The organism is Nonomuraea insulae (assembly GCF_042656245.1).
Genome location: NZ_JBHSPA010000055.1, coordinates 184,857 through 209,741, shown reverse-complemented (window position 1 = coordinate 209,741; position 24,885 = coordinate 184,857). Strand labels below are relative to the sequence as shown.

Annotated in this window: 18 protein-coding genes and 2 pseudogenes; 12 read left to right on the top strand and 8 right to left on the bottom strand. The window is 70.9% G+C overall.

What is annotated here, in order from left to right; genetic code table 11:
- The first annotated feature begins 1 nt into the window (after nucleotide 1).
- The 5 genes and pseudogenes from ACFPZ3_RS42560 to ACFPZ3_RS42540 all read left to right on the top strand — a co-directional run.
- The gene (locus tag ACFPZ3_RS42560) at nucleotides 2-1,222 is read left to right on the top strand and encodes an ATP-binding protein (RefSeq protein ID WP_379520053.1); all 1,221 of its coding nucleotides are present in this window, start codon (nucleotides 2-4) and stop codon (nucleotides 1,220-1,222) included.
- On the top strand, nucleotides 1,219-4,827 hold the full coding sequence (locus ACFPZ3_RS42555; RefSeq protein ID WP_379520052.1) for a vWA domain-containing protein: 3,609 nt from the start codon (nucleotides 1,219-1,221) through the stop codon (nucleotides 4,825-4,827). Before ACFPZ3_RS42560 ends, ACFPZ3_RS42555 begins: the two co-directional genes overlap by 4 nt.
- Before the next feature lie 563 nt (nucleotides 4,828-5,390).
- On the top strand, nucleotides 5,391-6,992 hold the full coding sequence (locus ACFPZ3_RS42550) for a hypothetical protein (RefSeq protein ID WP_379520051.1): 1,602 nt from the start codon (nucleotides 5,391-5,393) through the stop codon (nucleotides 6,990-6,992).
- Nucleotides 6,898-7,323, top strand: a pseudogene (locus tag ACFPZ3_RS42545) (alpha/beta fold hydrolase); the annotation flags it as partial. The gene ACFPZ3_RS42550 and the pseudogene ACFPZ3_RS42545, both read left to right, overlap by 95 nt.
- Before the next feature lie 68 nt (nucleotides 7,324-7,391).
- Nucleotides 7,392-7,844 (top strand): annotated as a pseudogene (locus ACFPZ3_RS42540) (alpha/beta fold hydrolase); the annotation flags it as partial.
- A 19-nt stretch (nucleotides 7,845-7,863) separates the two neighbouring features.
- Here ACFPZ3_RS42540 and ACFPZ3_RS42535 read toward each other — a convergent pair.
- The 3 genes from ACFPZ3_RS42535 to ACFPZ3_RS42525 all read right to left on the bottom strand — a co-directional run bounded on the left by ACFPZ3_RS42535 (nucleotide 7,864) and on the right by ACFPZ3_RS42525 (nucleotide 10,993).
- Nucleotides 7,864-8,691 carry a maleylpyruvate isomerase family mycothiol-dependent enzyme gene (locus ACFPZ3_RS42535; protein WP_379520050.1) on the bottom strand — a complete coding sequence of 276 codons (828 nt, stop codon included), beginning with the start codon at nucleotides 8,689-8,691 and terminating at the stop codon, nucleotides 7,864-7,866.
- A 4-nt stretch (nucleotides 8,692-8,695) separates the two neighbouring features.
- Nucleotides 8,696-10,054 (bottom strand): MFS transporter, encoded by a 1,359-nt coding sequence (locus ACFPZ3_RS42530; protein ID WP_379520049.1) that lies wholly within the window; start codon nucleotides 10,052-10,054, stop codon nucleotides 8,696-8,698.
- Nucleotides 10,055-10,522: 468 nt separating this feature from the next.
- Nucleotides 10,523-10,993, bottom strand: a complete 471-nt coding sequence (locus ACFPZ3_RS42525) for a VOC family protein (protein WP_379520048.1) — start codon at nucleotides 10,991-10,993, stop codon at nucleotides 10,523-10,525.
- An 82-nt stretch (nucleotides 10,994-11,075) separates the two neighbouring features.
- Here ACFPZ3_RS42525 and ACFPZ3_RS42520 point away from each other — a divergent pair, with 82 nt between their 5' ends.
- The gene (locus tag ACFPZ3_RS42520; RefSeq protein ID WP_379520047.1) at nucleotides 11,076-12,029 is read left to right on the top strand and encodes a helix-turn-helix transcriptional regulator; all 954 of its coding nucleotides are present in this window, start codon (nucleotides 11,076-11,078) and stop codon (nucleotides 12,027-12,029) included.
- On the opposite strand, the gene ACFPZ3_RS42515 is transcribed toward ACFPZ3_RS42520, so the two are convergent.
- Nucleotides 11,977-12,759 carry an alpha/beta fold hydrolase gene (locus ACFPZ3_RS42515; RefSeq protein ID WP_379520046.1) on the bottom strand — a complete coding sequence of 261 codons (783 nt, stop codon included), beginning with the start codon at nucleotides 12,757-12,759 and terminating at the stop codon, nucleotides 11,977-11,979. The two genes, ACFPZ3_RS42520 and ACFPZ3_RS42515, sit on opposite strands and share 53 nt — an antisense overlap.
- A gap of 102 nt (nucleotides 12,760-12,861) precedes the next feature.
- Here ACFPZ3_RS42515 and ACFPZ3_RS42510 point away from each other — a divergent pair, with 102 nt between their 5' ends.
- The 3 genes from ACFPZ3_RS42510 to ACFPZ3_RS42500 are packed head-to-tail and all read left to right on the top strand — an operon-like array spanning nucleotide 12,862 to nucleotide 15,196.
- The gene (locus tag ACFPZ3_RS42510) at nucleotides 12,862-13,269 is read left to right on the top strand and encodes a YciI family protein (protein ID WP_379520129.1); all 408 of its coding nucleotides are present in this window, start codon (nucleotides 12,862-12,864) and stop codon (nucleotides 13,267-13,269) included.
- Between the two features lie 12 nt (nucleotides 13,270-13,281).
- The gene (locus tag ACFPZ3_RS42505) at nucleotides 13,282-14,508 is read left to right on the top strand and encodes an RNA polymerase sigma factor (RefSeq protein ID WP_379520045.1); all 1,227 of its coding nucleotides are present in this window, start codon (nucleotides 13,282-13,284) and stop codon (nucleotides 14,506-14,508) included.
- Between the two features lie 25 nt (nucleotides 14,509-14,533).
- Complete coding sequence (locus ACFPZ3_RS42500; protein ID WP_379520044.1) at nucleotides 14,534-15,196, top strand: TetR/AcrR family transcriptional regulator; 663 nt, start codon at nucleotides 14,534-14,536, stop codon at nucleotides 15,194-15,196.
- Between the two features lie 203 nt (nucleotides 15,197-15,399).
- On the opposite strand, the gene ACFPZ3_RS42495 is transcribed toward ACFPZ3_RS42500, so the two are convergent.
- The 3 genes from ACFPZ3_RS42495 to ACFPZ3_RS42485 all read right to left on the bottom strand — a co-directional run bounded on the left by ACFPZ3_RS42495 (nucleotide 15,400) and on the right by ACFPZ3_RS42485 (nucleotide 19,353).
- Entirely contained in the window at nucleotides 15,400-16,326 is a 927-nt protein-coding gene (locus tag ACFPZ3_RS42495) for a DUF5996 family protein (RefSeq protein WP_379520043.1), read from the bottom strand.
- A gap of 74 nt (nucleotides 16,327-16,400) precedes the next feature.
- Complete coding sequence (locus ACFPZ3_RS42490) at nucleotides 16,401-17,600, bottom strand: hypothetical protein (RefSeq protein WP_379520042.1); 1,200 nt, start codon at nucleotides 17,598-17,600, stop codon at nucleotides 16,401-16,403.
- 112 nt (nucleotides 17,601-17,712) lie between these two features.
- Nucleotides 17,713-19,353 carry a dolichyl-phosphate-mannose--protein mannosyltransferase gene (locus ACFPZ3_RS42485; protein ID WP_379520041.1) on the bottom strand — a complete coding sequence of 547 codons (1,641 nt, stop codon included), beginning with the start codon at nucleotides 19,351-19,353 and terminating at the stop codon, nucleotides 17,713-17,715.
- An 84-nt stretch (nucleotides 19,354-19,437) separates the two neighbouring features.
- Between ACFPZ3_RS42485 and rsmI the strand changes: the two genes are divergently transcribed.
- Entirely contained in the window at nucleotides 19,438-20,280 is an 843-nt protein-coding gene (gene rsmI / locus ACFPZ3_RS42480) for a 16S rRNA (cytidine(1402)-2'-O)-methyltransferase (RefSeq protein WP_379520040.1), read from the top strand.
- A 10-nt stretch (nucleotides 20,281-20,290) separates the two neighbouring features.
- Nucleotides 20,291-21,880: a dolichyl-phosphate-mannose--protein mannosyltransferase gene (locus tag ACFPZ3_RS42475; RefSeq protein ID WP_379520039.1), complete on the top strand. Its 1,590-nt coding sequence runs from the start codon at nucleotides 20,291-20,293 to the stop codon at nucleotides 21,878-21,880.
- Here the strand turns inward: ACFPZ3_RS42475 and ACFPZ3_RS42470 are convergent.
- A complete protein-coding gene (locus ACFPZ3_RS42470) occupies nucleotides 21,816-23,363 on the bottom strand; it encodes a hypothetical protein (RefSeq protein ID WP_379520038.1) in 1,548 nt (515 codons plus the stop codon). The genes ACFPZ3_RS42475 and ACFPZ3_RS42470 overlap by 65 nt on opposite strands.
- A 99-nt stretch (nucleotides 23,364-23,462) precedes the next feature.
- On the opposite strand from ACFPZ3_RS42470, the gene ACFPZ3_RS42465 reads away from it, so the two are divergent.
- Complete coding sequence (locus ACFPZ3_RS42465) at nucleotides 23,463-24,683, top strand: glycosyltransferase family 2 protein (RefSeq protein WP_379520037.1); 1,221 nt, start codon at nucleotides 23,463-23,465, stop codon at nucleotides 24,681-24,683.
- Nucleotides 24,684-24,885: the final 202 nt, after the last annotated feature.

The following is a 24,885-nucleotide window of genomic DNA, read 5'->3' as shown; positions in this document are numbered from 1 at the left end:
CATGACTCAGGACACTTCGGGGCGTCAGGTGCTCGCGGCCGAGGAACGGTACGCGGACGAGCTGGCCTTTCTCGCCGCCTACGACGATGGGCCCCGGCCGCCGGGGTGGGCGTTGACGCCGCGGGCGGTGGTGACGTTCATCTGCGGGAGCGGTGACGAGACGCTGGAGCTGCCGGAGGGCCGAGTCGTCGCGGGGACGTCAGGAACGCCGGGGGATGGCGGCTTTTCCCGGCTGTCGGAGGGTGGTGGCGTTCCTGGGGGGCTCGTTCCCGGGAGGCTCAAGGTGGCGGCGAAGTTCGTCGGGGAGCGGGCGCTGGTCGAACGGTGCGTCGTGACGCTCGCCGGTGAGCGCGGGCTGTTGCTCGTGGGCGAGCCGGGCACGGCCAAGTCGATGGTGTCGGAGTTGCTGGCCGCTGCCGTGTGCGGCACGAGCGCGCTCACCGTACAGGGCACGGCGGGGACGACGGAAGACGCCTTCCGCTACGGCTGGAATTATGCCCTGCTGCTGGCCCAGGGCCCGAGCAGGGCCGCGCTGGTCGACTCCCCGGTGCTCACCGCCATGCGGTCGGGCCGGGTGGCCAGGGTCGAGGAGATCACCCGCTGCCTGCCCGAGGTACAGGACGCCCTGGTGTCGATCCTGTCCGACCGGCGGGTCAGCGTGCCCGAGCTGGCCGGCGCCGAGGACGCCCAGGTGGTGGCGGCGCCCGGGTTCACGGTGATCGCCACGGCCAACCTGCGGGACCGCGGGGTGTCGGAGATGTCCGCCGCCCTCAAACGGCGCTTCAACTTCGAGACCGTCGGGCCCATCGCGGACGCCGAGGCGGAGACCTCACTCGTACGCCGGCAGGCGACGGCCGTCGTGCATCGGGCCGGGGCGGCCTTCGGGGTGGACGACGCGGTGCTGGAGGCGTTGGTGACCGTCTTCCGCGACCTGCGTACCGGGCGGTCCGGCGAGGGATGGGACGTGGAGCGGCCCGGCACGGTCATGTCCACGGCCGAGGCGGTGCAGGTGGCGGCGTCGCTGGGGGTGGCGGCGGCGTACCTGCCCCCGGGGGATGTGCTGGACCTGGTTCCCGGGCATTTGCTCGGTGTCGTCCGGAAGGACGATCCGGCTGACCACGGGCGGCTGCTGGGGTACTGGGACGGGCCGGTGCGGCGGCGGGCCGAGGACGGGTCGGCCATGTGGCGCCGGCTCTGGGACCTGCGGGAGAACCTCCGGTGAGCCGGCCTGCGGGTGACGTGGTGGAGGCCGATCCCCGGCGTGCGGTGGATGGGCTGGCCGTGTGCGGGCGGCCGTACCTGCTGGGGGTGCGGCACCACAGTCCTGCCCTGGCCGCGGTCCTGCCCGCTCTGCTGGAGGCTTCTGAGGCGGAGGTGGTGTGCGTCGAGCTGCCCGCGGACTTTCAGCCGTGGCTGGATCATCTCGCCTCGCCCGAGACCCGTGCACCGGTCGCGTTGGCCGGGGTCGATGGGGAGGGCGGGCTGGGGTTCTACCCGTTCGCGGACTTCTCGCCTGAGCTGGTGGCCATTCGGTGGGCTCGGCGGCTCGGGGTGGAGGTGCTGTGCTGCGATCTGCCGTTGTCGGACACGAGCCGGCATGCGTCCGACCCGCCGCAGAGTGAGGTCCGCCCGGGGGATGCCGCCATCTCGTTCGCTGAGGCGTTGGCGGCCTCCGGGACCGGGCGTGAGGGCGATGACATGTGGGATCGGACCGTGGAGGTCCTCGCGCCCGGATGCGAGCCCGAAGCGGTACGCCGGGCCGCGCTCGGCGTCGGCTGGGCCCTGAGGCGAGATGCCGAGGCGGCGGGCGGCGTACCGGGCAGGGATCTGGCGCGGGAGGCCCACATGCGACGGGTGGTCACCGAAGCGGCGGCGGGCGGCCGCCGGGTCACGGCGGTGATCGGTGCCTTCCACGCCCCAGCCCTGGTCGGTGCCGGCGCGGATGGTTCCGGGAATGCTCCTGGCCTGGTCGGTGCCGGCGCAGATGGCTCCCGGAATGTCCCTGTTCGGGTCGATACCGCTGCAGAAGAGGTGCCGCCGAAGTCGGGCGCTTGGTCGATCTCTGGGAATCCCTCCGTTCGATCCAGCGCAGGGGAGCCGCCTGTCACCTCGCTCGTCCCCTATGCCTTCGACCTGCTCGACTCGCGCTCCGGCTACCCCGCGGGCATCCGGGACCCCAGGTGGCAGCAGGCGGTGTTCGAGGCCGGGGGTGATCCTGATCGGGTCAGGGACGGGGCCGCGCGGGCGATCACCGACCTGTGTCGTGAGCTGCGTTCCGCCGGTCACACGGCGGGCACGGGGGAGGCCGTTGAGACGTTGCGCCTGGCCTGTGACCTGGCGCGACTGCGCGGCCTGCCGGCTCCAGGGCGCGGCGAACTGCTGGAGGCGGTGACGACGGTGCTGGGCCAGGGGGAGCCGCTCGGCAGGGGAAGGGCTCTCGCGCAGGCACTGGAGACCGTCTTCGTCGGCACGGAACGCGGCCGTACCGCCCCGGGCACGCCGCGATCGGGGCTCGGGCCCGCGGTCGAGGCGGAGCTGGCCGCGTTGCGGCTGCCAGGCCCGGATGATCAGGGCGCACGTGACGTACGCCTCGATCCGCTGCGTTCCGGCCTCGACGCGCGCCGCGAGGTCGCGTTGCGGCGGCTGCTCGTGTGCGGCGCCGGATACGGCGAGCCGGTCGAGGTGGCGGGTACGGGCGACGCCGCCGCGATCGGCACCAGGTGGCGCATCTCCTGGATGCCGGCGGTGCCGGCCCTGCTCGACCTGGCGGGCGTACGCGGTGTGACCCTGGCACAGGCCGCCGCGGGGATGTTGCGGGAGACGTACCGGCGCGAATCGGCAAACGGAGGGCCCACCTGCCGGCTGATTCTCGACGGCCTCCGCGCGGCGGCCCGGTGTGACCTGCCCGAGCTGGTCGCGGACCGGCTCGCCGACGCGGCCGTCGCGCTGCCCGCCACCGCCACCCTCATCGAGTTGCTCGACGCCCTCGACCTGCTCGAAGCCCTGCGCCGCGAGCACCTGCCCGGCACCACGCCCGAGGGCCGCGGGCAGGCCGCCGGGCTGGCGGGGACGTTGCTGGAGGCCGCCGTCAGGTCGCTGCCGGGGCTGGCAGGGAGCGACCGGCCGGAGGATGCGTCCGCGCTGGTCGCGCTGGCCACCTGGGCGGGCGAAGAGCGGCTGGGGCTGCGGCTGGACGACGCGCTGGGCGAACTCGCGCGTACGGCGTCGCCGCTCATGCGTGGCGCGGCGCTGGCGGCCCGGGTGCTGCTCGACCTGGACGGCTCCGGCACGCTCGGCGCGCGGGCGGCCGGATGGATCGACAACGCCACCGGTACGGACGGTCGCGCCCGGCTGAGTCGCCTGCTGACCGGTGCGCTGACGGCGGCCGGGCCACTCCTCGAGGCGGCGCCGGCGGCTCTCGACCCGCTCATCGAACGCATCGACGGCCTGCCCGACCAGGAGTTCCTCGATCGGTTGCCCGCGTTGCGCGGTGGCTTCGACACGCTCACGCCCGCGGCCCGTACCCGGCTGCTCGGCGTCGTGTCCGAACGCCTCGGAGACCGGCTCGACCTGGCGCTGAGTGCCTCACCCGAACTGCTCGGCCTCTGGACGGCCGCCGACGCCGCCGGCCTGTCCGTTCTGCGATCTTTGGGGCTGTCGGTCCCGGATGCTCCCAGCGAACTCGCAACACCGGTCGCCGCTCCCGCGCCGCCGGCGCGGAGTCTGGGGGCCGGGGATCGGTGGCGGTTGTTGCTCGGGAGGGAGTCCGAGCGGCTCCCGGCCGCTGGGCGGGCGTACGCGCGTGCCCTCGACGAGCTGTACGGGGCCGGCCGCGGCGAGGGCTCCGACGACTTCGAGGACACCGGTGGCCAGGGGGAGTCGTTTCCCACGGCGCGTGAGTGGGCGGAGGAGCTGGAGTCGTTGTTCGGGGCCGACGTACGCGAGGAAGTGCTGGCCCGGGCCGCCGACGCCGGGCGTGCCGACGTGCTGGCGGAGCTGGACCCCGCGTCCGTACGGCCCTCCATCGACCTGCTCACCTCCGTGTTGTCGCTGGCCGGTGGCCTGCCCGAGCAGCAGGTCGCCAAGCTGCGGCCACTTGTGCGGCGGCTGGTGGACGAGCTGGCCCGGGAGCTGGCCACGAAGTTGCGGCCCGCGCTGAGCGGGCTGGCCACGCCGCGCCCGACCCGTCGTCCTGGAGGGCGGCTCGACCTGCCGCGTACGCTGCGGGCCAACCTCCAGCACAGCCGGCGCCTGGAGGACGGGCGGCTGGTGGTGGTGCCGGAGCGGCCGGTGTTCGGGACACGGGCGCGGCAGGAGGCCGACTGGCGGCTGATCCTCGTGGTCGACGTGTCGGGGTCCATGGAGGCGTCCGTAGTGTGGTCGGCCTTGACCGCCGCGGTTCTGGCGGGAGTGCCCACGCTCTCCACCCATTTCCTGACGTTCTCCACCCAAGTGATCGACCTGACCGGCCAGGTGACCGACCCGCTCTCACTGCTGCTCGAAGTACAGGTGGGCGGGGGCACGCACATCGCCGCCGGACTCGCTCACGCGCGATCGCTGGTGAGCGTACCCAGCCGGACGATCGTGGTGGTCGTGAGCGACTTCGAGGAGGGTCATCCCCTCGGGGGGCTGCTTGCAGAGGTACGCGCTCTGGCCGGGTCCGGCGTACACCTGCTGGGGTGTGCCGCCCTGGACGATGGGGGCGTACCTCGCTATTCGCTGCCCATCGCGCGGCAACTCGTCGCGGCCGGGATGCCGGTCGCCGCCCTCAGCCCGCTCGCCCTCGCCCGCTGGGTGGGCGATCGCCTTCGCGGAGAGAACCGGTGAACCCGTCGGGGCCCTTGCCGTCTGTGGCGCCGGCCGTGGTGGCTGCCGCCGTGGAGGGGCTGACCTCCCGGCTGCGGAAGAAGCTGGACGCGGCCGTCGAACAGTACGCCGCTCTTGCCGTCGAGGTGGGGGAGGAGGTTCGGGTCGTCTGTGGTGAGGACGCGGTGGTGACGCTCTCGCCCGGGGGGTCCGGGGTGGTTGTGGAGGAGGGGCAGGCGCGGTGCAGCTGCCTGCTCGCGCCACGGTGCCTGCACCGGGCCGCCGTGCTCAGCCTCTGCCCGGTGGAGGCTGGGGGCGATGCCGAGGGAACTGGAGGCGGTGCGGCGGTTGGTGGCGGTGCTGACCAGGTCGAGAGGGCTGGAGGCGGTGCGGCGGTTGGTGGTGGTGCTGACCGCGTCGGGGGAGTAGGGGGTGTTGCGGCGGTCAGCGTGGATGGTGGCTCGCAGGGTGTGAGCGCCGACATGGGTGGGCGGGTCGTGGATGTTGCCGGGCGGATCCCGGCTGGGGGAACGGCATTGGTCGATGGGGCCGTTGGTGTTCAGCGGCCTGGTCAGGCGCAGGTGGTGGCTGCGGAGGGGTTGTGGGGTGCCGGGGCGGCCGTGTTGGTGGCCGGGGTGCCCGCCGCCGGTGCGGTGGCGCAGGCGGAGTTGTTGCGTGCCGCGCATACCGCTCGCCTGGCCGGGTTGCCCAGGGCTGAGGCTGCTGCCCTTCGTGTCGTCCAAGGGCTGCGGTCGGCACGGGAGAAGCGTTCTGGCGACCGGCTGGCGGACCTCGTGTCGGCGCTGCGTGAGCTCCTGCTCGTCGCGGGGCGGCTCGCCGTGGCCGATCCCGATCCCGAGCTGGTGGGCAGCGTTCGGCGGACGTACGAGCAGGGCGGCAGTCTGCGCGTACACGGTGTCTTCCGCGAGCCCGTGATCAGCGCCACCGGGTACGGCGGCGTGGTCACCCATGTCATCACGGAGGACGGCCGGTGGTTCTCCGTCGCCGACGTCAGGCCGGGCGGGTCGGCGCGGGCCCGGGGCGCCGGTACCGCGACCGTCGCCATCGGCTCGGGCATGCTGAACCATGCCCAGCTTGCCAGGGCCGGGCTGCTGATCACCGGAGCCACGATCTCACCCGACGGTCGTCTCGGGGCGGGCAAAGGGGTTCGCGCGACTCCGGCGAACGGCATGCCGTGGACGGAGGGGGCGATGGCCGCACTGTTCGCGCGTCCGCTGGGTGAGGCTGCCCGGCTGCGGCTTTCCGGGGAGTCGTGGAGCGAGCCGGATCTGGCGGACGAGGTTGGGGAGCCGGTCGGATGTGACCTGATGATCGTCGGCGCTGCGGGTGGCCACGTGCTGGCCCGCGAACTCGCCCCCGGTCGTGCGCCGCTGGCGCAGGGCGCGGGCATGGCCGTCCACGAGCACCTGGCTGATGATGCGCGTCCGTCTGCCCAGGGAGGCCGGGCCGGTGAGGGGTCTGCGTCTCTCCGGGATCGTCAGGTTGATGGTGTGGCTGATGCCGGTCAGGGGCGCTGGGTTGATGGCGTGACTGCGTTGACTGGGCCGTTGATTCGGCTTGTTCCCGCTGGGCGGCATCCTGATCTTGGGCATGTCGCCAACCTTCAGCGGCTCGCGTCCCGGCCTGGTCTGTGTGTGCGGGTTGTGGGACGGGTCGAGTTGGATCGGGCGGCCACCTTGACTCCGCTGGCGGTGGGGCCCGTGCCTGGGGTTGAGGCGACGTTGCGCCTGCCGCCCGAATGGGAAGGGCGGGCCGATCTCGGGTACGACCGCCTTCAGAGCTCTCACCTTCCCCCACGGGGAAGCGGGCTGGGCGGGCGAAGCTTGGCCGAGGAGGTGGATCCGGTGGCGGGCGCGCCGTTGTGGCGGGTACGGCGGCTGGTCGAGCTGGCCGTTGCCGGGGGACGCCGGGCCGTGGCCGAGGCGGGGCGCGGCGGCGACTTCACAGCTCAGAGGGTGTCTCTGCGCCGGAACGGGTTTCCGGCCGCTGCCCAACTGGTCGCCGCCCTCGCCGCCGAGGCCGATCGACGGGAGCGGGACACGTTCGGCCGGTCGACGGATTCCGGGCCCGATGGGTACGCGCGGGCGTGGCTGGCGGCGGCCGTCCACCTGGCGGCGACGGAGCGGTCCCTGGTCCGGGCGTCATGGCAGGAGGTGCACGTCTGAGGTCATGAGCATCGGCGTCCTTCGGGAGGGGGCAGCTGCGGTTGGTGTGGGCTGGAGTTGTGTTGGCTTGGGTGGGTCTGTGTCTCTGGTGTGCCTGGAAGGTCGCGGGTTTGGGCGAATTGCAGGCTCCGTGCGCATGGGGTCGGGGATTCGGCATGGTCGGGTGGCGCTGGAGGGTGTGACGCTCGCGTTTCGCGAGGTCGGTGTACGTCATGGTGTCCCCGTGGTGCTGCTTCATGCCTTGGGCAGGAGCGCCGGCACCTGGGAGGGGTTCGCGGGGCGGCTGGTCGCCCAGGGGCGCCGCGTTCTTGCCTTGGATCTGCGGGGACATGGGGACAGTTCGTGGGCGGAGCAGTACTCGCTGGGGTTGATGCGTGACGACGTGATCGGTTTCTCGACGGTCAGGGGATCGAGCGGGTGGACCTGGTCGGGCATTCGATGGGTGGGGCGGTGGCCGTTCTCGGTGCTCAGCGGGAGGCCGGACGGGTGCGGCGGTTGGTCGTCGAGGACACTCCGCCTCCTCCTGCGACGCCGCCCAGCGAACCCCTCGCCCCTGTGACGGAGCCGGCCGAGCCGTTGTCGTTCGACTGGAGGTTGATCGAGCCGATCATCTCGGAGTTCAGGACTCCCGACCCTGGCTGGTGGGATCGGCTCAAGGCGATCCACGCGCGTACGCTGCTCGTCAGCGGCGGTCCCACCAGCCATGTCTCGCCGGAAGCGCTGGCACGAGTGAGCCGGGCCATCCGGGACTGTCGTCTGGTGACCGTCGAGGACGCTGGGCACCGGGTGCACAGCGTCAGGCTCGACGACTTCTGGTCTGTTGTGGCGCCCTTCCTTGAGAACGGTGGTTAAGGTCGGCCGCGACCACTGGTCATACGGGAGGAACCAGGACGAAGTAGCGGTCGAGTAGGGCCTTGTCGCCCTGAATGTTCAGCCCGTCGGCGGGGATTCGGTGCCAGAGGAACAACATCAGGTCCGATGCCGTACCGGAGAGTTCGAGGGCGGCGTCCCCGTCCCCGAGCCGTACGTGCGGGCCGTCGAAGTGCACCAGCCACTCCCCGGGCCCGTCGGTACGCACGAAGCGGAACCGCTCGCCCACCCCCTCCGGCGCCCGTGTCCAGGAGCGCCGCGCGGGCGCCATGACCTCGAACGTCTGCGTGACCGCGTCCGTCGCGACCTCCTCCGAGATCGGGTGGGCCGCGCCGAGGGCGTTCTCGGCGTCCCACCGGTGCACGGCGGCCTCGATGGTCTGCATCCGCAGCCAGAACCCGACCGTCTGCTCCCGCGACCAGGTCCACACGGCCTCCTCCGGCGCGCGCGCCATGAACAGCGCCTCCAGCCGGTCCGCCCCCTCGTCGAACCAGTCCAGCAGGGTAGGCGGGACTGGCCCCATCGTGGGCGCCCCGTCCGGCGACGGCCAGCCCGCCGTGTCGGGAGGCAACTCGGTACGGGCCAGCACGGCGAGGTCGGGCGGCCCGTCGAGCCGGTCCCTGACGATGGCGTTCACGCTTCGGTGCACCCCGCCCAGGTGGAGCACGAGGTCGGACATCGACCAGCCGGGGCAGGACGGTATGAGAGGCGCGTCACCCACCTGGCGCGCGGCCTCCTGGAATGCGCGTACTTCCCGGCGGAAATGTGCGACGAGTTCCATGGCACCACCGTGCTCCACTTCCATGGCACCACCGTGCTCCACTTCCATGGCATCACTGTGCCCCACGCGGAAGATCGGCCTCCACCGGATTCCGCGAGCTTGCCCAGTGGGCGCAGCCCGCGACGGCCAGGGCGAGGCCCACCAGCGCGGCGCTCACCCACAGCGGCGACCGGAACCCGAGTCCGGCCCCGATGGCCACCCCGCCCAGCCAGGGCCCCAGCGCGGCGCCCACGTTGAACGCCGCCGTGGCGAACCCGCCGGCCAAGGTGGGAGCGCCGGTGGCCGCGTACAGGACCTGTGAGATCAGCGTGGACCCGACCGCGAACGACAACGTCCCCTGAACGAAGACCATCACCACCGCCGCCACCGGTGCCCCGGCGACCCCGGAGAACACGGCCCACCCGGTCACCAGCGCCAGCCCGCCGACCACCAGCAGCGGTACGGGTCGCGTGTCCGCGATCCGCCCGCTGATCGTCACCCCGGCGAACGACCCCAGCCCGAACAACGCCAGCATCCCCGGCATCCACGCCGGCCCGATCCCGGCGATCTCGGTGAGCAGCGGCGCGAGGTAGGTGAACGTACAGAAGGTGGCCCCGTTCACCAGCGCCCCCAGCAGCAGGAGCACCAGCAGCCGTGGCCGCCGCAACACCCGCGACTCGCGCCGCGCACTCCCGGAGGGCCCGACTGTTCCTTCAGAGGTTCCGATCGTCCCTTCAGAGGTCGCGGCCGGTACGGAGGAGGTTCCGGCCGGTACGGAGGAGGTTCCGGCCGGTGCAGTCGAGGTCCCGGTTGGGACGGTGGAGGTCCCGGTCGGGACGGTGGAAGTCCCGGTTGGGACAGAGGGGGTCTCGGTCGGGATAGAGGGGGTCTCGGTTGGGACGGACTTCATGACCGCGAGAATGGCCGGCACCAGCGCCAGGGCCACCGCCCAGAACGCCGAGCGCCACCCCCACAGCTCACCGAGCAGCGCACCTCCGGGAACCCCCGCCACACAGGCGATGGTGACCCCGCCGAGCAGTATGGACGTGGCCCGCCCCTTGGCGTCCGGCGGCGCCAGGCCCACAGCGGTCGCCATGGCCACCGCGAGGAACCCGGCGTTGGCCAGCGCCGCCACGACCCGCGTGACGAGCAGCACCTCGTAGCTGGTCGTGACCGCTCCGGCCACGTGAACGAGCAGGAAGACGACCAGGAAGGCCAGCAGCGCGAACCGCTTGGACAGCCGCAGGCTCAGCACCGCCATCAGCGGCGCCCCCACCACCATCCCGACGGCGAACGCCGAGGTCAGCAGCCCTGCGGCGGGGATGGACACGCCCATGTCCCGGGCGATTCCGGGCACGAGCCCGGCCAACATGAACTCGGACGTCCCTTGGGCGAAGACCGCCAGTCCGAGCAGGTAAACAGCGAAAGGCATGAGAAACTCCGCGACCACCACGTGGATCGGCACAGGAAGGCGGGCAGGACGAAGCGTCCTCCCGCGATGGAGATGCCTGGCAGCGACGCGCGGCCAGGCACGGCATGGCCCGTGTCACGGTGATCCGGTGGCGAGGAGAGGGAAGGGCGAGCTGAATGCTCCCACCCGACGGTGAGCTGAATGCTCCCACCCGACGGTGAGCTGAATGCTCCCACTCGACGGTGAGCTGAATGCTCCCACCCGACGGCGAGCCGAAAGCTTCCACCCGGCAGTGAGCCGAAGCGGGGAAGCGAAGTTCTCACCCTGCGGGAGCCGGAAAGCTCCCGCCCAGCCCAAAGAAACGGCGATGCGTCAGCGCGTCCGTCTCAAAGGGGAACAGCCACCGGACGACCGGTGGCTAGCGTCTTGACGCCTCGGGGCTGGACATACCGGGCAATGTAGCAACCCCGTTCGCGAAGCCTCAACCCGTTAATCGAAGAACCGGGCGCTCTGCACGTACTCCATCGCCTTGGTGAACTCCGGATCGCTCATCCGCCGCACCATCTCCTCCTCCGAGACCTCCTCGACCCGACTCTGGATCCACCACAGGTTCCCGAACGGGTCCTTGACCCGGCCGACCCGGTCCCCCCAGGCCAGGTGCGTGACCTCGGTGACCGACGTGCCGCCCGCCGCGACGGCCTGGCGGTGGGTGGCGTCGGCGTCGGGGACATACAGGCGCAGGAAGGCCGGCGTGGACGGCCACTCGGGCCTGGAGTCGAAGAGCATCACCATCGCGTTGCCGATCCGCACCTCAGCGTGTCCGATACGTCCCTCGTCGTCCGTGACCCGACCCAGCTCGACGGCGTCGAACGCAGCTGAGAGGTACGCGATGACCCCGGCCGTGTCAGGGGAGATGATCCACGGCGTGACGGTGGTGTAGCCCTCGGGAATCGCATTCATGACTGCCTCCTTGGTGTGGGAACACCAGGCTAGACACCATATAGGTCAGGACTTGTCCTATATGTACGGCATTCTGAAAGGCATGAGCGACCCCCGCCTCCTGACCCTGCTGTCGCTGCTCCAGACCCCGCGCGAGTGGCCGGGCGGCGAGCTGGCCGAGCGCCTGGGCGTCAGCCGCCGTACCGTGCGCCGCGACGTCGAGCGCCTGCGCGACCTCGGCTACCCGGTCGAGGCCACCATGGGGGCAGCGGGCGGGTACCGGCTGGTCGCGGGCACGGCGATGCCGCCGCTGCTGCTGGACGACGAGGAGGCGGTGGCCATCACGGTCGGCCTGTCCACCGCCGCCAGACATCCGGTGCGGGGCATCGAGGAGGCGTCCGTACGCGCCCTGGCCAAGCTGGAGCAGGTACTGCCCGCCCGGCTGCGCCACCGGGTCAGGTCGCTGGGCGGCGCCACCGTGCCCATGCCCGCTCTCGACGGCCCGCAGGTCGACCCGGAGCGGCTCACCGCGCTGGCGGTGGCGGTGGCGGGCAAGGAGCGGGTGCGGTTCGCCTATCGGTCGAACGACGGGGCCGTGAGCAGGCGGCTGGCCGATCCGCATCGCCTGGTGGCGGCCGGGCGGCGGTGGTATCTGCAGGCCCACGACCTCGACCGGGACGACTGGCGGATCTTCCGCATCGACCGCATCGAGGAGTTGCGGCCGACGGGCGTCAGGGTCGTGCCGCGCGAGATCCCGGACGCGGCGGATCAGCTCTATTCCGGCGCGCCCACGTACTCGGCCGTCGTCACGCTGCACGCCCCCGCGACGGAGATGATCAGGGCGCTGGGCGAGGTCACCCCGATCGGCGAGGGCGCCTGCCGCCTGCGCATGCACGCCGACACCCTCGACTGGCTGGCCTTCCGGCTGACGACGCTGGACTGCGAGTTCGAGGTGCACGACCCGCCCGAGCTCACCGCGCACCTGCGCGCGCTGGCCGCCCGCCTCACGCGAGCCGCGACAGGAACTCCAGCACCATCGGACTCGCCACCTGCCTGAACTCCTCGAAGTACGCGTGCCGCGCCCCCTCGACCATCCGCAGCTCGGCCCCGGGGATGCGCCCGGCCAGCAGCGGGGCGTTGGCCGCCGGGTTGAACACGTCGTCGGTCCCGTGCACGACCAGCGTGGGCGCGGTGATGGCGGGCAGCGCGTCCCAGGCGTCGTGGCCGGCGCTGGCGGCCAGATGGCGGCGGCGGGCGTGGGCGGGCATGCGCGGGTCGCCGGTCGTGTGGTGCGGGCCTGGGTGGGTGGCGAGCCAGGCCGGGGTGTACATGAGCTCCAGCAGCGCCCTTTCGGCGGCGGCCCGGTCCGGCTGGGCCAGCGACCTGCGTACCTCGTTGCTCCGCTCGATCCCGTGGGCGCCGCCCGGCGAGCTGCACCCGAGCACCAGCCGCCCGACCCGCGCGGGATGGCCGGCCGCCAGCCACTGGGCCACCCGCCCGCCCATCGACGTCCCGTAGACGTGCGCCCGTTCCACCCCCACCTCGTCGAGCACGGTCAGCACGTCGGTGGCGAAGCCACGGGTGGTGTACGGCTCGTCGGGTTTGTCGCTGTCGCCCGTGCCGCGGTAGTCGAGGGTGATGCTCTGGTACGTCCCGTCGAAGTCCGCGCGTACGGAGTCCCACCAGCGGTGGTCGTTGGCCTGTCCCTGCAGCAGCACGAGGGGCGGCCCGCCGCCGCGGACCTGGTAGGACAGCTTCACGCCGTCGGAGGTGGTTGCGTAAGGCACGCTGTCGATAGTGCCCTACGTGAGAAAGTGTCCGGTACGCCGCCCCGGCTCCGACGTCCCTGCTGAAAGGCAAACGAGGAGAGGAAGAATCCCGTGAAGTACATGATCCTTTCGTACGCCTCCCAGCAGGACATCGACGAGATGTCCGGCAAGGACACCGGGCGGGTCACCTGGTCCCAGGAGGACATGGCGGCCATGCACCAGTTCATGTCGACGGTCAACAAGGAGCTGGAGGAGTCCGGCGAGCTGGTCGAGACCCGCGCCCTGGCCGCTCCCGTGCACACCCGCAGGATGGGCTCCCGCGACGGTGTCCCGTTCGTCACCGACGGGCCCTACGCAGAGACGCAGGAGGTCCTGGCCGGCTACTGGATCGTGGAGTGCGAGAGCTTCGACCGCGCCACGGAGATCGCCGCCCGTCTGGGGCAGTGCCCGTTCCCCGGCGAGGTCATGGCCAACGCTTACGCCGACATCCGGCCGGTCGTCGAGTCCGCCGAGGACCTGGGGTTCTAGATCGACGGCGTCGTGATCGAGGACCTGCTGCGCGAGCTGGCGCCGCAGGTCCTCGGCGCGCTCGTCCGCCGTTACGGGAACTTCGCCGCCGCCGAGGACGCCGTGCAGGAGGCCCTGCTCGCGGCGGCCACCCAATGGCCGGAGGAGGGCGTACCGGACAATCCGCGGGCCTGGCTCATCACGGTGGCCTCGCGCCGGCTGACCGACCTGCTCCGCGCCGAGCAGGCGCGGCGGCGCCGCGAGGACACCGCGGCCGCCAGGACGCTGCCGGGCGGCTGGTCGGCGCCTGCCGCCGACCAGCCGGTGGGCGCCTCGGACGACACGCTCGTGCTGCTGTTCATGTGCTGCCACCCGTCGTTGTCGCCGACCTCGCAGATCGCGCTCACGCTGCGCGCTGTCGGCGGCCTGACCACGGCGGAGATCGCCCGCGCGTTCCTGGTGCCCGAGGCCACCATGACGCGCCGCATCACCAGGGCCAAGCAGCGGGTCAAGGACAGCGGCCTGCCCTTCCGCCTGCCCCGCGCCGCCGAACGCGCCGAGCGGCTGGCCGCGGTGCTGCACGTGCTGTATCTGATCTTCAACGAGGGGTACGCCAGCACCTCCGGGCCCGACCTGCACCGTGCCGAGCTGACGGCCGAGGCGATCAGGCTGGCGCGCATGGTGCACCGGCTGCTGCCCGACGACGCCGAGGTGGCCGGGCTGCTGGCCCTCATGGTGCTCACCGACGCGCGGCGCCCGGCGCGTACCGGCCCTGACGGCGCCCTGATCCCGATGGCCGAGCAGGATCGCGGCCGGTGGAACGCCGCCTACATCGCCGAGGGCGTCGAACTCGTCACCGGCGCGCTCCCCCGGGGGACGCCGGGGCCGTACCAGCTCCAGGCCGCCATCGCCGCCGTGCACGACGAGGCTCCCACGGCGGAGGAGACCGACTGGCCGCAGATCGCGGCGCTGTACGAGCTGCTGCTGCGCATCTCCGACAACCCCATGGTGGCGCTCAACCAGGCGGTCGCCGTGGCCATGGCCCGAGGCCCGCAGGCCGGTCTCGACCTGCTCGAACGTCTCCGGCACGACGACCGGATCGCCGGCGACCACCGTCTGTACGCCGTCATGGCCCACCTGCTGGAGATGTCCGGCGACCACGCCGCGGCCCGCGAGGCGTACGAGGAGGCGGCCGGTCGCGCGATGAGCCCGCCCCAGCAGCGTTACCTGCACGCCAGGGCGGCACGGTTGACGGAGTGAGTACTCACTCCGTACAGTCGGAGGCATGACGAACACGACGGGCCGGCGGCGGGCGCCGGCGATGAGCCCGGAGCAGCGCCGCGAGATGATCGTCCGCGCTGCCCTGCCGCTGGTGGTCGAGTACGGCACGTCCGTGACCACCGCCCAGGTCGCCCGTGCGGCCGGGATCGGCGAGGGCACGATCTTCCGCGCCTTCGGCGACAAGGACGCGCTGCTGGCCGCCTGCATGGCCGAGGCGTTGCGGCCGGACGACACGCTCGCCCACGTCGCGGGGATCTCGCTGGACCTGCCGCTGGCCGAGCGGCTGGTGGAGGCGTCCGACGCGCTGCGGGGCTATCTGTCGCGCATGGGCGCGGTGGCCGGCGCCCTGGCCGCCTCAGGAGGACTGTCCCGCCCAGAAGCCGGCCGGCCGGGAGGACCGGAGCGTCCAGAAGGCGATCGGCCGGAAGCGCTGGAGCGCCCCGAAGGCGGAGGGCGGGCTCCGTCGGGAAGGGAGGCCTCGATGGCGGCCACTCGCGAGGTGCTGGCCGGGTTGTTCGAGCCCGAGCGCGACTCCCTCAGGCTGGAGCCGGACCGCCTCGCGGAGGCGTTCCAGTTCATGACGATGGCGGCCGGGCGCGGCGAGTTCCCGCTCACCTCGGCCGAACTGGTGGAGCTCTTCCTGCACGGCGCGTACAAGGAAAATTGATCGGCGCGGCCCGGGAATGCATGCGGGGCGGGTGTGGTTACATAAAACGTGGCCGGTGTGCCCAGTGTCCCCGGGCCTCACCTATTGCCTTCGCGGAATACCGTTCGGCTGGAGCCGCGTTGTGCCTTTCGCCGAGAGGCGACACGCACACCGGTACGCACTCGTAGAGCGCCCGCCCTCCTCGGAGGGCGGGCGTTCGCGATTCAGGAGAAATACGGATCCGTGATGCCCCCTGGAGAGGCCAGCGTCTCCGCGTCGATCCCGGTGAGCTTGGCCCCCGCCTGGTAGGCGCTGTCCAGGAACTCCAGCACCGCCCCCACGGGATCCTCCATCACCCGTACGTCGTCATACCGCAGCACGGCCAGATGGCTGCCCCGCGCCGGGATCCAGTCGGCCTGCATGGGACGCAGCGGCTCCCGTTCGAGCCCCTCGGGCTCCGGCGCGGTGTAGGAGTAGAACGCCGGCCACGGCCGCTCCTTGTCCCCGAACCAGAACCCCGAGCTGATCACCTCCCAGCTGTAGGCCTCCCGGGTGACCGGATCGGTCTCCGGCGAGACCTTGACCACGCGCCCGGTGAACCGGGTGACCGCGATGTCGAAGGTGTGCCAGAAATGGTGCACCGGGCTCGTCTTCCCGGCGAAGTCGGCGGCGAACCGGTCGAGGAGCTGCACCACCTGCGACAGGATCCGCCAGTATCGGTTGATCAGCACCGGGTCGTAGCGGGCGTGCAGCGTGTCCTCGGCGAACGGCGTGTCGTCCCCCAGGTCGAACGGCACCGCCCAGATCTCGGGCCGGATCCCCAGCCCGCCCAGGGTCTCGAAGAGCCGGTCGTGGAACGAGGCCACCGACCGGCCGATCAGGCTGAACTCCGCGCTGCGGCCGTCGAACACGTCGACCACCAGGCGGTGGCGTACGAGGTCGAAGTCCACGCAGAACAGCGGCTGTTCGCCCAGGCCGCCCATCGGCCGCGTGGTGAGCCCCCGCCCTGTCGGGTGGAACGGCACCTGCCACCAGTGGTTGCGCCGATTGCTCGACGCGAGCCGGATCTTTCCCACGATCTGGGCGAACCTGTGAAATGTCTCCTTTGCCTCGGTCCACTCCGCGAGCGGCATGGCCGGGAACAGCTCCATGACGGCCCCCTCCGACGTAGAGCATTTCCGACAATCGTAACTACCCGGAGTATTCGGACAACTCTCAGGGGTCGTCAGCCGGAGCTGACGTACTTCCTGGGCCGCAGAGCGTGGGCCCGCAGCGCGGCCAGAGCGGCGAGCTGGCCCGGCCGGTCCATCCGCACCGCCAGCTCGTCGCTGAACGCCAGCCCCAGCGCGGTGAGCTGGGCCACCAGATCGGTCACGGGCCCGGTGACGTCGTCGAGGCTCGTCGCCGGATGCCAGCCCTCGCCGCCCACCACCTCGGCCACCCGCTCGCGCAACTGCGTGGGTGACATCAGCGTGCCGTCGGCGAGCAACATCAGCGCGGCCTCCCTGGCCGACACCTCGAACTCGTGCTCGCCCCTGGCCAGCAGCAGCCTGGTGACCGCCTTCCACATGGCCTTCTTCGACCTGAGCAGCCGCAGGCCGTAGTCGGTGATGGCCAGCTTGGCCCCGTCGCGGCTGATCGCGCCCAGCTCACGCTCGGCCAGGTCGCGCAGCCGCAGCGCCTCCGGCGAGGGCGCCAGCCGAAGCGGCAGGCTCTCTCCCGAGGCGGCCAGGGACAACAACCGGTGCAGGACAGGCAGGGGTTGCGGGGTCACGGGCGCGTGCAGACGCACCTCGAACGGCTGCGCCAGCTCCCGCCTGGCCGGTCCGCGCCCCAGCACCCAGCGGTTGAGCCGCTCGCCGTGGACCCGGTTGAGCCAGCTGTCCCCGCCCAGGTCGGTGCGCGGCTCGGTGAGCCAGCGGCGGGTCAGCTCGGTGCGATCCACGCTCTCGCCGGCCTGGATCGCCAGCTCCAGCGCGGCGGAGCAGGCGATGTGCGCGCCCAGCTCCTCGGGCCCCATGATCATGCTCCACTGCAGCTCTGGCACGTCGGGCGGGAGCACGCCCGTGGCCTCTAGGGCCTGCTGGTAGGCGCTGGTGCCGGCGTCCTCGCCCTCGCGGGCGTAGGTGCGCAGGATCTGCAGGGTCGTCGGCGACTCGCACAGAGCGGCGTAGCGCTCCATGCCACCGAGTAGCAGCAACCGGCCGAGCGAACGTGCCAGGCGCTCGTGGTCACCACCGGCCTTCTGGGGCCCGACCTTCAGCGGCAACGTGTACCAGAGGAACTCGCAGACGTCGAGCTGGGTCACCGTTTCCAACGGCTCCCCACCCGTCAACCATTCGACGGCGGTCCTGGCCTCCTCGGCCAGATCCGGCTGAGATCGCTCCAACTCGGCGAGAAGGGCGGTGACATCCGGTGCACTCATGCCTCGAAGTTTGCCGTATCGACCCCGGGCCTGACGATGACCGAATCCGGTGCGTATTGGGTCTTGCACAGTCACTACCCTAAGAAACCCCAACGGAGGCCAGTGTTACCGATCATATCCACCGCTTCTCGAAGAGCATCCTGGCCTTCCAGTCCACGTAGGGGATCAACTCGGCGGACAGGATGGGATGCAGCCACCAGAAGTTGATCAGTGCGAGCAGGGCGAAGGCCCCGACGACGGCGGCCCCCACAGTACGCCGCAACGGCATGGCTCCCGTGGCCGTCGGCGTGGACGGCCCGATCAGCAGCCCGGCGCACAACGTGATCGCCAGCACCATGAACGGCACCATCGGGATGGCGTAGAACAGGAACATCGTACGGTTGTCGGCGATGGCGAAGTAGAACCACGGCAGCCAGCCCATCGCGTACGCCAGCAGCACGGCCCCCGCCCGCCAGTCGCGCGAGGAGACGTACCAGGCGATCAGGGCCACCAGCGCGGCCACCGCGCCGAACCAGATCACCGGCGTGCCCACGCCGAGCACGGCCTCCGAGCAGTCCTTGACGCCGGCGCCGCAGGCGTTCTGCTTGCCCTCGTAGTAGAAGGCCACCGGACGTAGCAGCAGCGGCCACTGCCACGGCTCGGACATGTAGGGATGCGAGGTCTCCAGCCCGCTGTGGAAGGTGAAGACCTGCCACTGGTACTGGATCCACGACCGCATCGAGTCGAGAGCGAAGAAGAGCGGATTGCCCGCCGAGGTGGCCTGGTCCCAGTTGCGCCCGTAGCCGGTGGCGTTGGCGAACCAGCCCGCCCACGTCGCCATGTACGCCACGAACGGCACCGCGCCGAGCGCCACGAGCCCTTGCGGCACGTCCTTCCTGAACGCCCCCACATACGGCTGCCGCAGCCCCACGGCGCGGCGGGCGCCGAAGTCCCACAGCAGCGACATGAGGGCGAACGCGGCCAGGAAGAAGATTCCCGACCACTTGACCGACATCGCGAAGGCCAGGCAAACCCCGGCCCCGATCCGCCACCACCTGATGCCCAGCGACGGGCCCAGCGGGGAGATCGGCGAGTCCTCGTACCACCTGACGAGTTTCTCGCGCGCCCGGTCCCGGTCCACGACCAGGCAGGCGAAGGCCGCCAGCACCCAGAACATCAGGAAGATGTCCAGCAGCGCCGTGCGGGAGAGCACGTAGTGCAGGCCGTCGAGCGCCAGCAGCAGGCCCGCGAAGCAGCCGAGCAGCGTGGAGCGGGTCATCCGGCGCGCCACCCTGGCCAGGACCAGGATCGACAGCGTGCCGATCACCGCCGCGACGAAGCGCCAGCCGAACGGGTTCATCCCGAACATCCACTCGCCGAGGCCGATCATCCACTTGCCCAGCGGCGGGTGCACGACGTAGGAGGCGCACTTGTCGAGATCCTGGGGCGTGCACGCCTGCCAGATGTCGGTGTTGCCGGCCATGATCGCCTTGTCGGCGTCCTTGATCGTGACCTTCTCGACACCGTGGGTGATCAGCGAGAAGGCGTCTTTCATGTAGTACGTCTCGTCGAACACCACGGCCTTGGGATGGCTGAGCCCGATGAAGCGCAGGATCCCGCCGAACAAGGTGATGATCAGCGGCCCGATCCACCCCCACATCACGCTGCCACGCATGGGAGGTATGACCCGATCGCGCACGGACTGAGCCCGGGGCTGGCTCTCGCCGACCTCCGAGCTGTCGTAGGCCTGGTACGGGGAATCGGTCACCGCCATTCGGACATCGTACGGGCCCCAGAGCGGTGGTTACCCAAGAAACACGGTCTAATTGGGATGCCCTGCCACAATGGTCAGGTGAGTATGAACGGCAGGTTGGTGCTGGCAGGAGCCCCCATAGGCCAGGCGGGTGACGTATCGCCCCGGCTGCGCGAAGTGCTGGCGAGCGCCGACGTCGTGGCCGCCGAGGACACCAGGCGGCTGCGCAGGCTCGCGGCCGACCTGGGCGTCGAGATCGGCGGCCGGGTCGTGTCCTACTACGACCAGAATGAGGCGGGCCGGGCCCAGGAGCTGGTCGAGACGCTCAAGGACGGCCGCACGGTCGTGGTGATCACCGACGCGGGCATGCCGGGCGTGTCGGACCCCGGCTACCGCCTGACGAGCCTGGCGATCGAGGCGGGCGTCACCGTCACCGCGCTGCCGGGCCCGAGCGCCGTCACCACGGCGCTGGCCGTGTCGGGGCTGGCCAGCGACCGGTTCTGTTTCGAGGGCTTCCCGCCGCGCAAGCCCGGCGACCGGGGGCGCCGCCTGGGCTCGCTGGCGCGGGAGGAGCGCACGATGGTCTTCTTCGAGGCGCCGCACCGGCTGGCGAGCTCCCTGGAGGCCATGGCGCTGGCGTTCGGCCCCGACCGGCGGGCGGCGGTGTGCCGGGAGCTGACCAAGACCTACGAGGAAGTACGCAGGGGCGGGCTCGGCGAGCTGGCCGAATGGGCGGCCCCCGGCGTCAAGGGCGAGATCACGGTCGTGGTCGCCGGATACGTGCCGGGCGAGGCCGAGCAGGACCTCGACGAGCTGGTCGCCGAGGTGGACCGCAGGGTCGCAGAAGGGGAGCGGCGCAACCACGCGGTCGCCGACGTGGCCAAGGGCGCGGGAGTGCCCAGACGAGAGCTGTATGACCTGGTTCACAGGAGATCCGCCACACCGTAGGGTGCGCATCGTGAGGAACTGGGGGGCATCGGCGCTCCGGCTGGTCCCGCCGATCCAGGGCACCGCCCTCGCGGGCTGGCTCGGGCCGATCGCCGTCACGTTATTCGGCGGCCTCCTGCGGTTCATCAGGCTCGGGGAGCCCAGGGCCGTCGTCTTCGACGAGACGTACTACGTCAAGGACGCCTACTCGCTGATCACCCACGGCGTCGAGCGGACCATGCTCGGCGACGCCAAGGACCCCATCGCCGACAAGCGCATCCTCGCCGGGAACCTGGACGTCTTCAAGCAGTGCCCGCAGCCGGCCGACTGCGCCTCCTTCGTGGCCCACCCGCCGCTGGGCAAGTGGATGATCGGCCTCGGCGAGTGGATGTTCGGGATGAACCCGTTCGGCTGGCGCTTCGTCGCGGCGGTGATCGGCACGCTGTCGATCCTGGTCCTGGCCAGGGTGGCGCGCAGGATGACCCGCTCGACGCTGCTGGGCTGCCTGGCCGGGCTGCTGCTGGCGCTCGACGGGCTGCACCTGGTGCTCTCCCGTACGGCGCTGCTGGACGTCTTCGTGATGTTCTTCGTCCTGGCCGGGTTCGCCTGCCTGGTGGCGGACCGGGACTGGGCCAGGCAACGGCTGGCCGACCTGTACGACACGCGGCCGGTCACCGAGCAGGGCCCCCGGCTGGCGCTGCGGCCGTGGCGGCTGGCGGCCGGGCTCTGCCTGGGGGCGGCGTGCGCGGTCAAGTGGTCGGGGATCTTCTTCCTCGTCGCGTTCGCCGTGTTGTCGCTGCTGTGGGACATGGGGGCCAGGCGGGCGCTCGGGCTGCGGGGGGCCTACAGGGGGGCGTTGTCGTACGACCTGCCCGGCGGGCTGCTGGCGATGGCGGTCGTGCCCGCGGTGACGTTCCTGGCGTCGTGGAGCGGCTGGTTCGCCACCTCCGGCGGCTGGGGCCGCAACTGGGCCCAGGCCACCTCCTCGGGCAGTCCGCTCTTCTTCGTCATCGACTCGGTGCGGTCGTGGCTGCAGTATCAGTCGCAGGTGCTCGGCTACCACAGCGGCCTGGACGACTATCACCCGTACATGTCGGAGCCCTGGCAGTGGCCGCTGCTCTTACGCCCGGTCTCCTTCCACTACCCCTCCGGCCTGCCGCCGTCGGCCTGCGGATCCGACAAGTGCGCACAGGCCGTGCTCGGGGTCGGCACCCCCGCACTCTGGTACGCCGCCGCGATCGCCCTCATCGGCCTCATCGCCTGGTACGTGGCCTCCCGCGACTGGCGGGCAGGGGCGACGGTGCTGGCCTTCGCCGTCGGGTGGCTGCCCTGGTTCTACTACGCCATCGCCGACAACCGCACGATGTACCTGTTCTACATGATCCCCGTGCTGCCGTTCATGGTGCTGGCGGTCGTGCTCATGGCGGGGCTGATCCTCGGCAGACAGGACGCCCCGCCCACCCGGCGGGCCATCGGGGCGGCGAGCGTGGGCGCGTTCGCGCTCATCGTGCTGATCAACTTCTGGTGGCTCTACCCGGTGCTGACCGCCGAGACGCTCACGCAGGCACAGTGGTGGGCTCGGATGTTGCTGACTTCTTGGGTGACCTCCGCACCCAAGTGATCCCGCGGCGCAGCGTGATCGCCGCCGCGATGCAGGCCAGCGGGACGGCGGGAAGCACATAGCGGTAGTCGAACTCCGCCGTCGCCGCCGGCGCCAGCAGCAGCCCCACCGCCCCCAGCCAGGGCAGCACCACCGGGCCGCCGAACGTGCGCCAGCGCACCACCACGCCGAACAGGCCGATCAGCAGGATCCCGCCGAGCATGATGCCGCGCAGGTAGAACACCTTCTGGTAGGCGCTCATGATGTCGGCCCACGGGTGCACGATGCGGGTCTCCGGCGGGCCCTGCTCGTAGCTGAACGCGTCGGTGTCGGTCCTGCCGCCCTGGTAGGACGACCACTTCGGCAGCCGCTTGGGCTGGCCGTTCTCGTCGATCTCGACGTACGGCTTGAACTGGTACATGTTGTACGTCGACTCGTCCGGGAAACGTGGCCGCGACCAGTGGAAGGAGCGGAAGAAGTCACGCGCGACCACCTGCAGATAGTCACCCGGCTGCGACAGGATCGCCCGCGTGGCGAACGCGCTCGCGGCGTCGTTGGTGATCTCGCTCCACTTCTTGTTGATGCCCCACCGGTGCAGCACCTCGCCGGTGCCGGTGCCGTCGCCGTTGCCCTGGCCCCACAGGTACCACTGGGCGTAGTCCTTGCGCTGGCTCACCGGGTCGTTGATGCACAACAGCAGGAGCTGAACCTCTTTGTACTTGTCGAACTGCATCTTGTTGCAGTCGGCGAAGATGGCCGTGCGCATGTAAAGAATCAGGCCGTCGCTGTTGGTCATGGCGAACTTGCCGTACGCGGAGGCGAACCACCCCATGTACGCCATCACCGGGATCGCGCAGGCGACGACGAGCGCCGTGATCGGCCGCCAGCCCGTGCGCTTGACCAGCAGATAGAGCACCACGAGCGCCAGGACCGGCAGGCCGATCGAGCGCGTCAGCCAGGTCAGCGCCAGCAGCAGCCCGATGACCGCGCCCGCCTTCCAGGTCAGCCGCCGCTTCCACAGCACCAGCGTGATCACGCCCACCACCAGCAGCATGAACAGCGTGTCGGACATCACCATCTGCTCGAGCTGGATCTGGTAGGCGTCGAACAACACCGGCGCCGCCGCCAGAGTCGCCCCCCACTTCGGCAGCCGGAACTTCAGCCGCAGCAACGCGTAGATCAGCGCCGCCGTGGCCAGCCCCATCACGTGCTGGGTGAAGATCAGCAGCGTGAAGCTGTGGAACGGCTCCAGCAGCATCAGCCAGGAGCTGTAGCCGTCGGGCCTGATGGGATGCGGACGTGGGTGCAACGCCACCGAGACGTACTCGTAGGAGTCGTTGAACCACATGGCAGGGCCGTAGCCGAGCATGGTGATGAGCCGCAGCACGGCGCCGAGGCCGAAGGCCGCGGCGAACACCTGATGCCTGCGCAACATGGACAGCGCACGAGCTGCCCGACCTGGGGCGGAGTTGGCCACACGGGTAATCTCCGCGACGCTCACCATGTTGTAAAGAATGCCAGTCGTTTTCAGGTCTGTGCCCGACCATCGTCGCGTTCAGGGCATGATGGTTCACTGGAAGAGCCTTAACTGAAGGGTAGACACGTGGAACTGACGGTGGTCATGCCCTGCCTCAATGAGGCGGAGACCGTGGAAGTCTGTGTACGCAAGGCACTGGCGTGCATGGAGGAGCACGGCATCGAGGGCGAGGTCCTGATCGCCGACAACGGCAGCTCGGACGGCTCACAGCAGCTCGCCCGGGACGCCGGTGCCCGTGTGGTCCATGTCGACGAGAAGGGCTACGGCAACGCCCTCATTGGCGGGATCAGGGCGGCGCGCGGCAAATTCGTCATCATGGGCGACGCCGACGACTCCTATGACTTCACGGCGCTGCTGCCGTTCGTCGAGGAGTTGCGCGACGGGGCCGACCTGGTGATGGGCAACCGCTTCAGGGGCGGCATCTCCCCTGGCGCCATGCCACCGCTGCACCGCTACCTCGGCAACCCGGTGCTGTCGTTCATCGGGCGGCTGTTCTTCCCATCGGCGATCAAGGACTTCCACTGCGGGCTGCGCGGCTTCCGCCGCGACTCGATCCTGCGGCTGCAGCTCCAGACGGGCGGCATGGAGTTCGCCTCGGAGATGGTCGTCCGCTCCACGCTGTCGGGGCTCGACGTGCGCGAGGTGGCCACCACGCTCTCGCCCGACGGCCGCTCCCGCCCGCCGCACCTGCGCTCCTGGCGCGACGGCTGGCGTCACCTGCGCTTCCTGCTCCTCTACAGCCCGAAGTGGCTGTTCTTCTACCCCGGCGTGCTGATGATGGTCATCGGCCTGGTGGCCGGGACCGCGCTGACGTTCGGCCCGGTGGAGATCGGCGAGCTGGCCTTCGACGTCGACACGCTGGTCGGCACGTCCGCCCTGGTGGTGATCGGCTTCCAGGCGGCGTTGTTCGCCGTGTTCACCAAGGTCTACGCGGCCGAGGAGGGCTTCCTGCCGGAGTCGCCGCGCATCCGCCGGCTCATCGACATCGTGAGCCTGGAGAAGGGGCTCGTCGTCGGAGGGCTGCTGGCCCTGGCGGGCATCGTCGGCCTGGTGATGTCGCTGGCGCACTGGCAGGTGCGCAGCTTCGGCGAGCTGGACCCGCGCGAGTCGCTGCGTATCGTGGTGCCGTCGGCGACGGCGCTCATCATGAGCTTCCAGACGATCTTCGCCGCGCTGTTCATCAGCATCCTCGGCATCCGCCGCACCCGCGAGACGCCCATCGACCACGCCGCCGCCGCGGCGGAAGAGGCCGCCGCGGGCATTTCTCTCGAAGAAACAAAGCACTGACCATCCTTTACGCGCTGCCCTGGTCAGCCACCCGCCGTCTCCGGCGGATGTCTGTCCAGGAAAACGCCCTCTGACCGTTCAGTGGCGCGCCACCGTTACGGAGCGCCCCGCCGGCCGACTTCCGTGGTGAATCGTGAACCACGTAACCCAGGCAGGGCTTTTAACCACGTAACCGGGCAAGGTGGGCTCGCGTAGTGGCGGG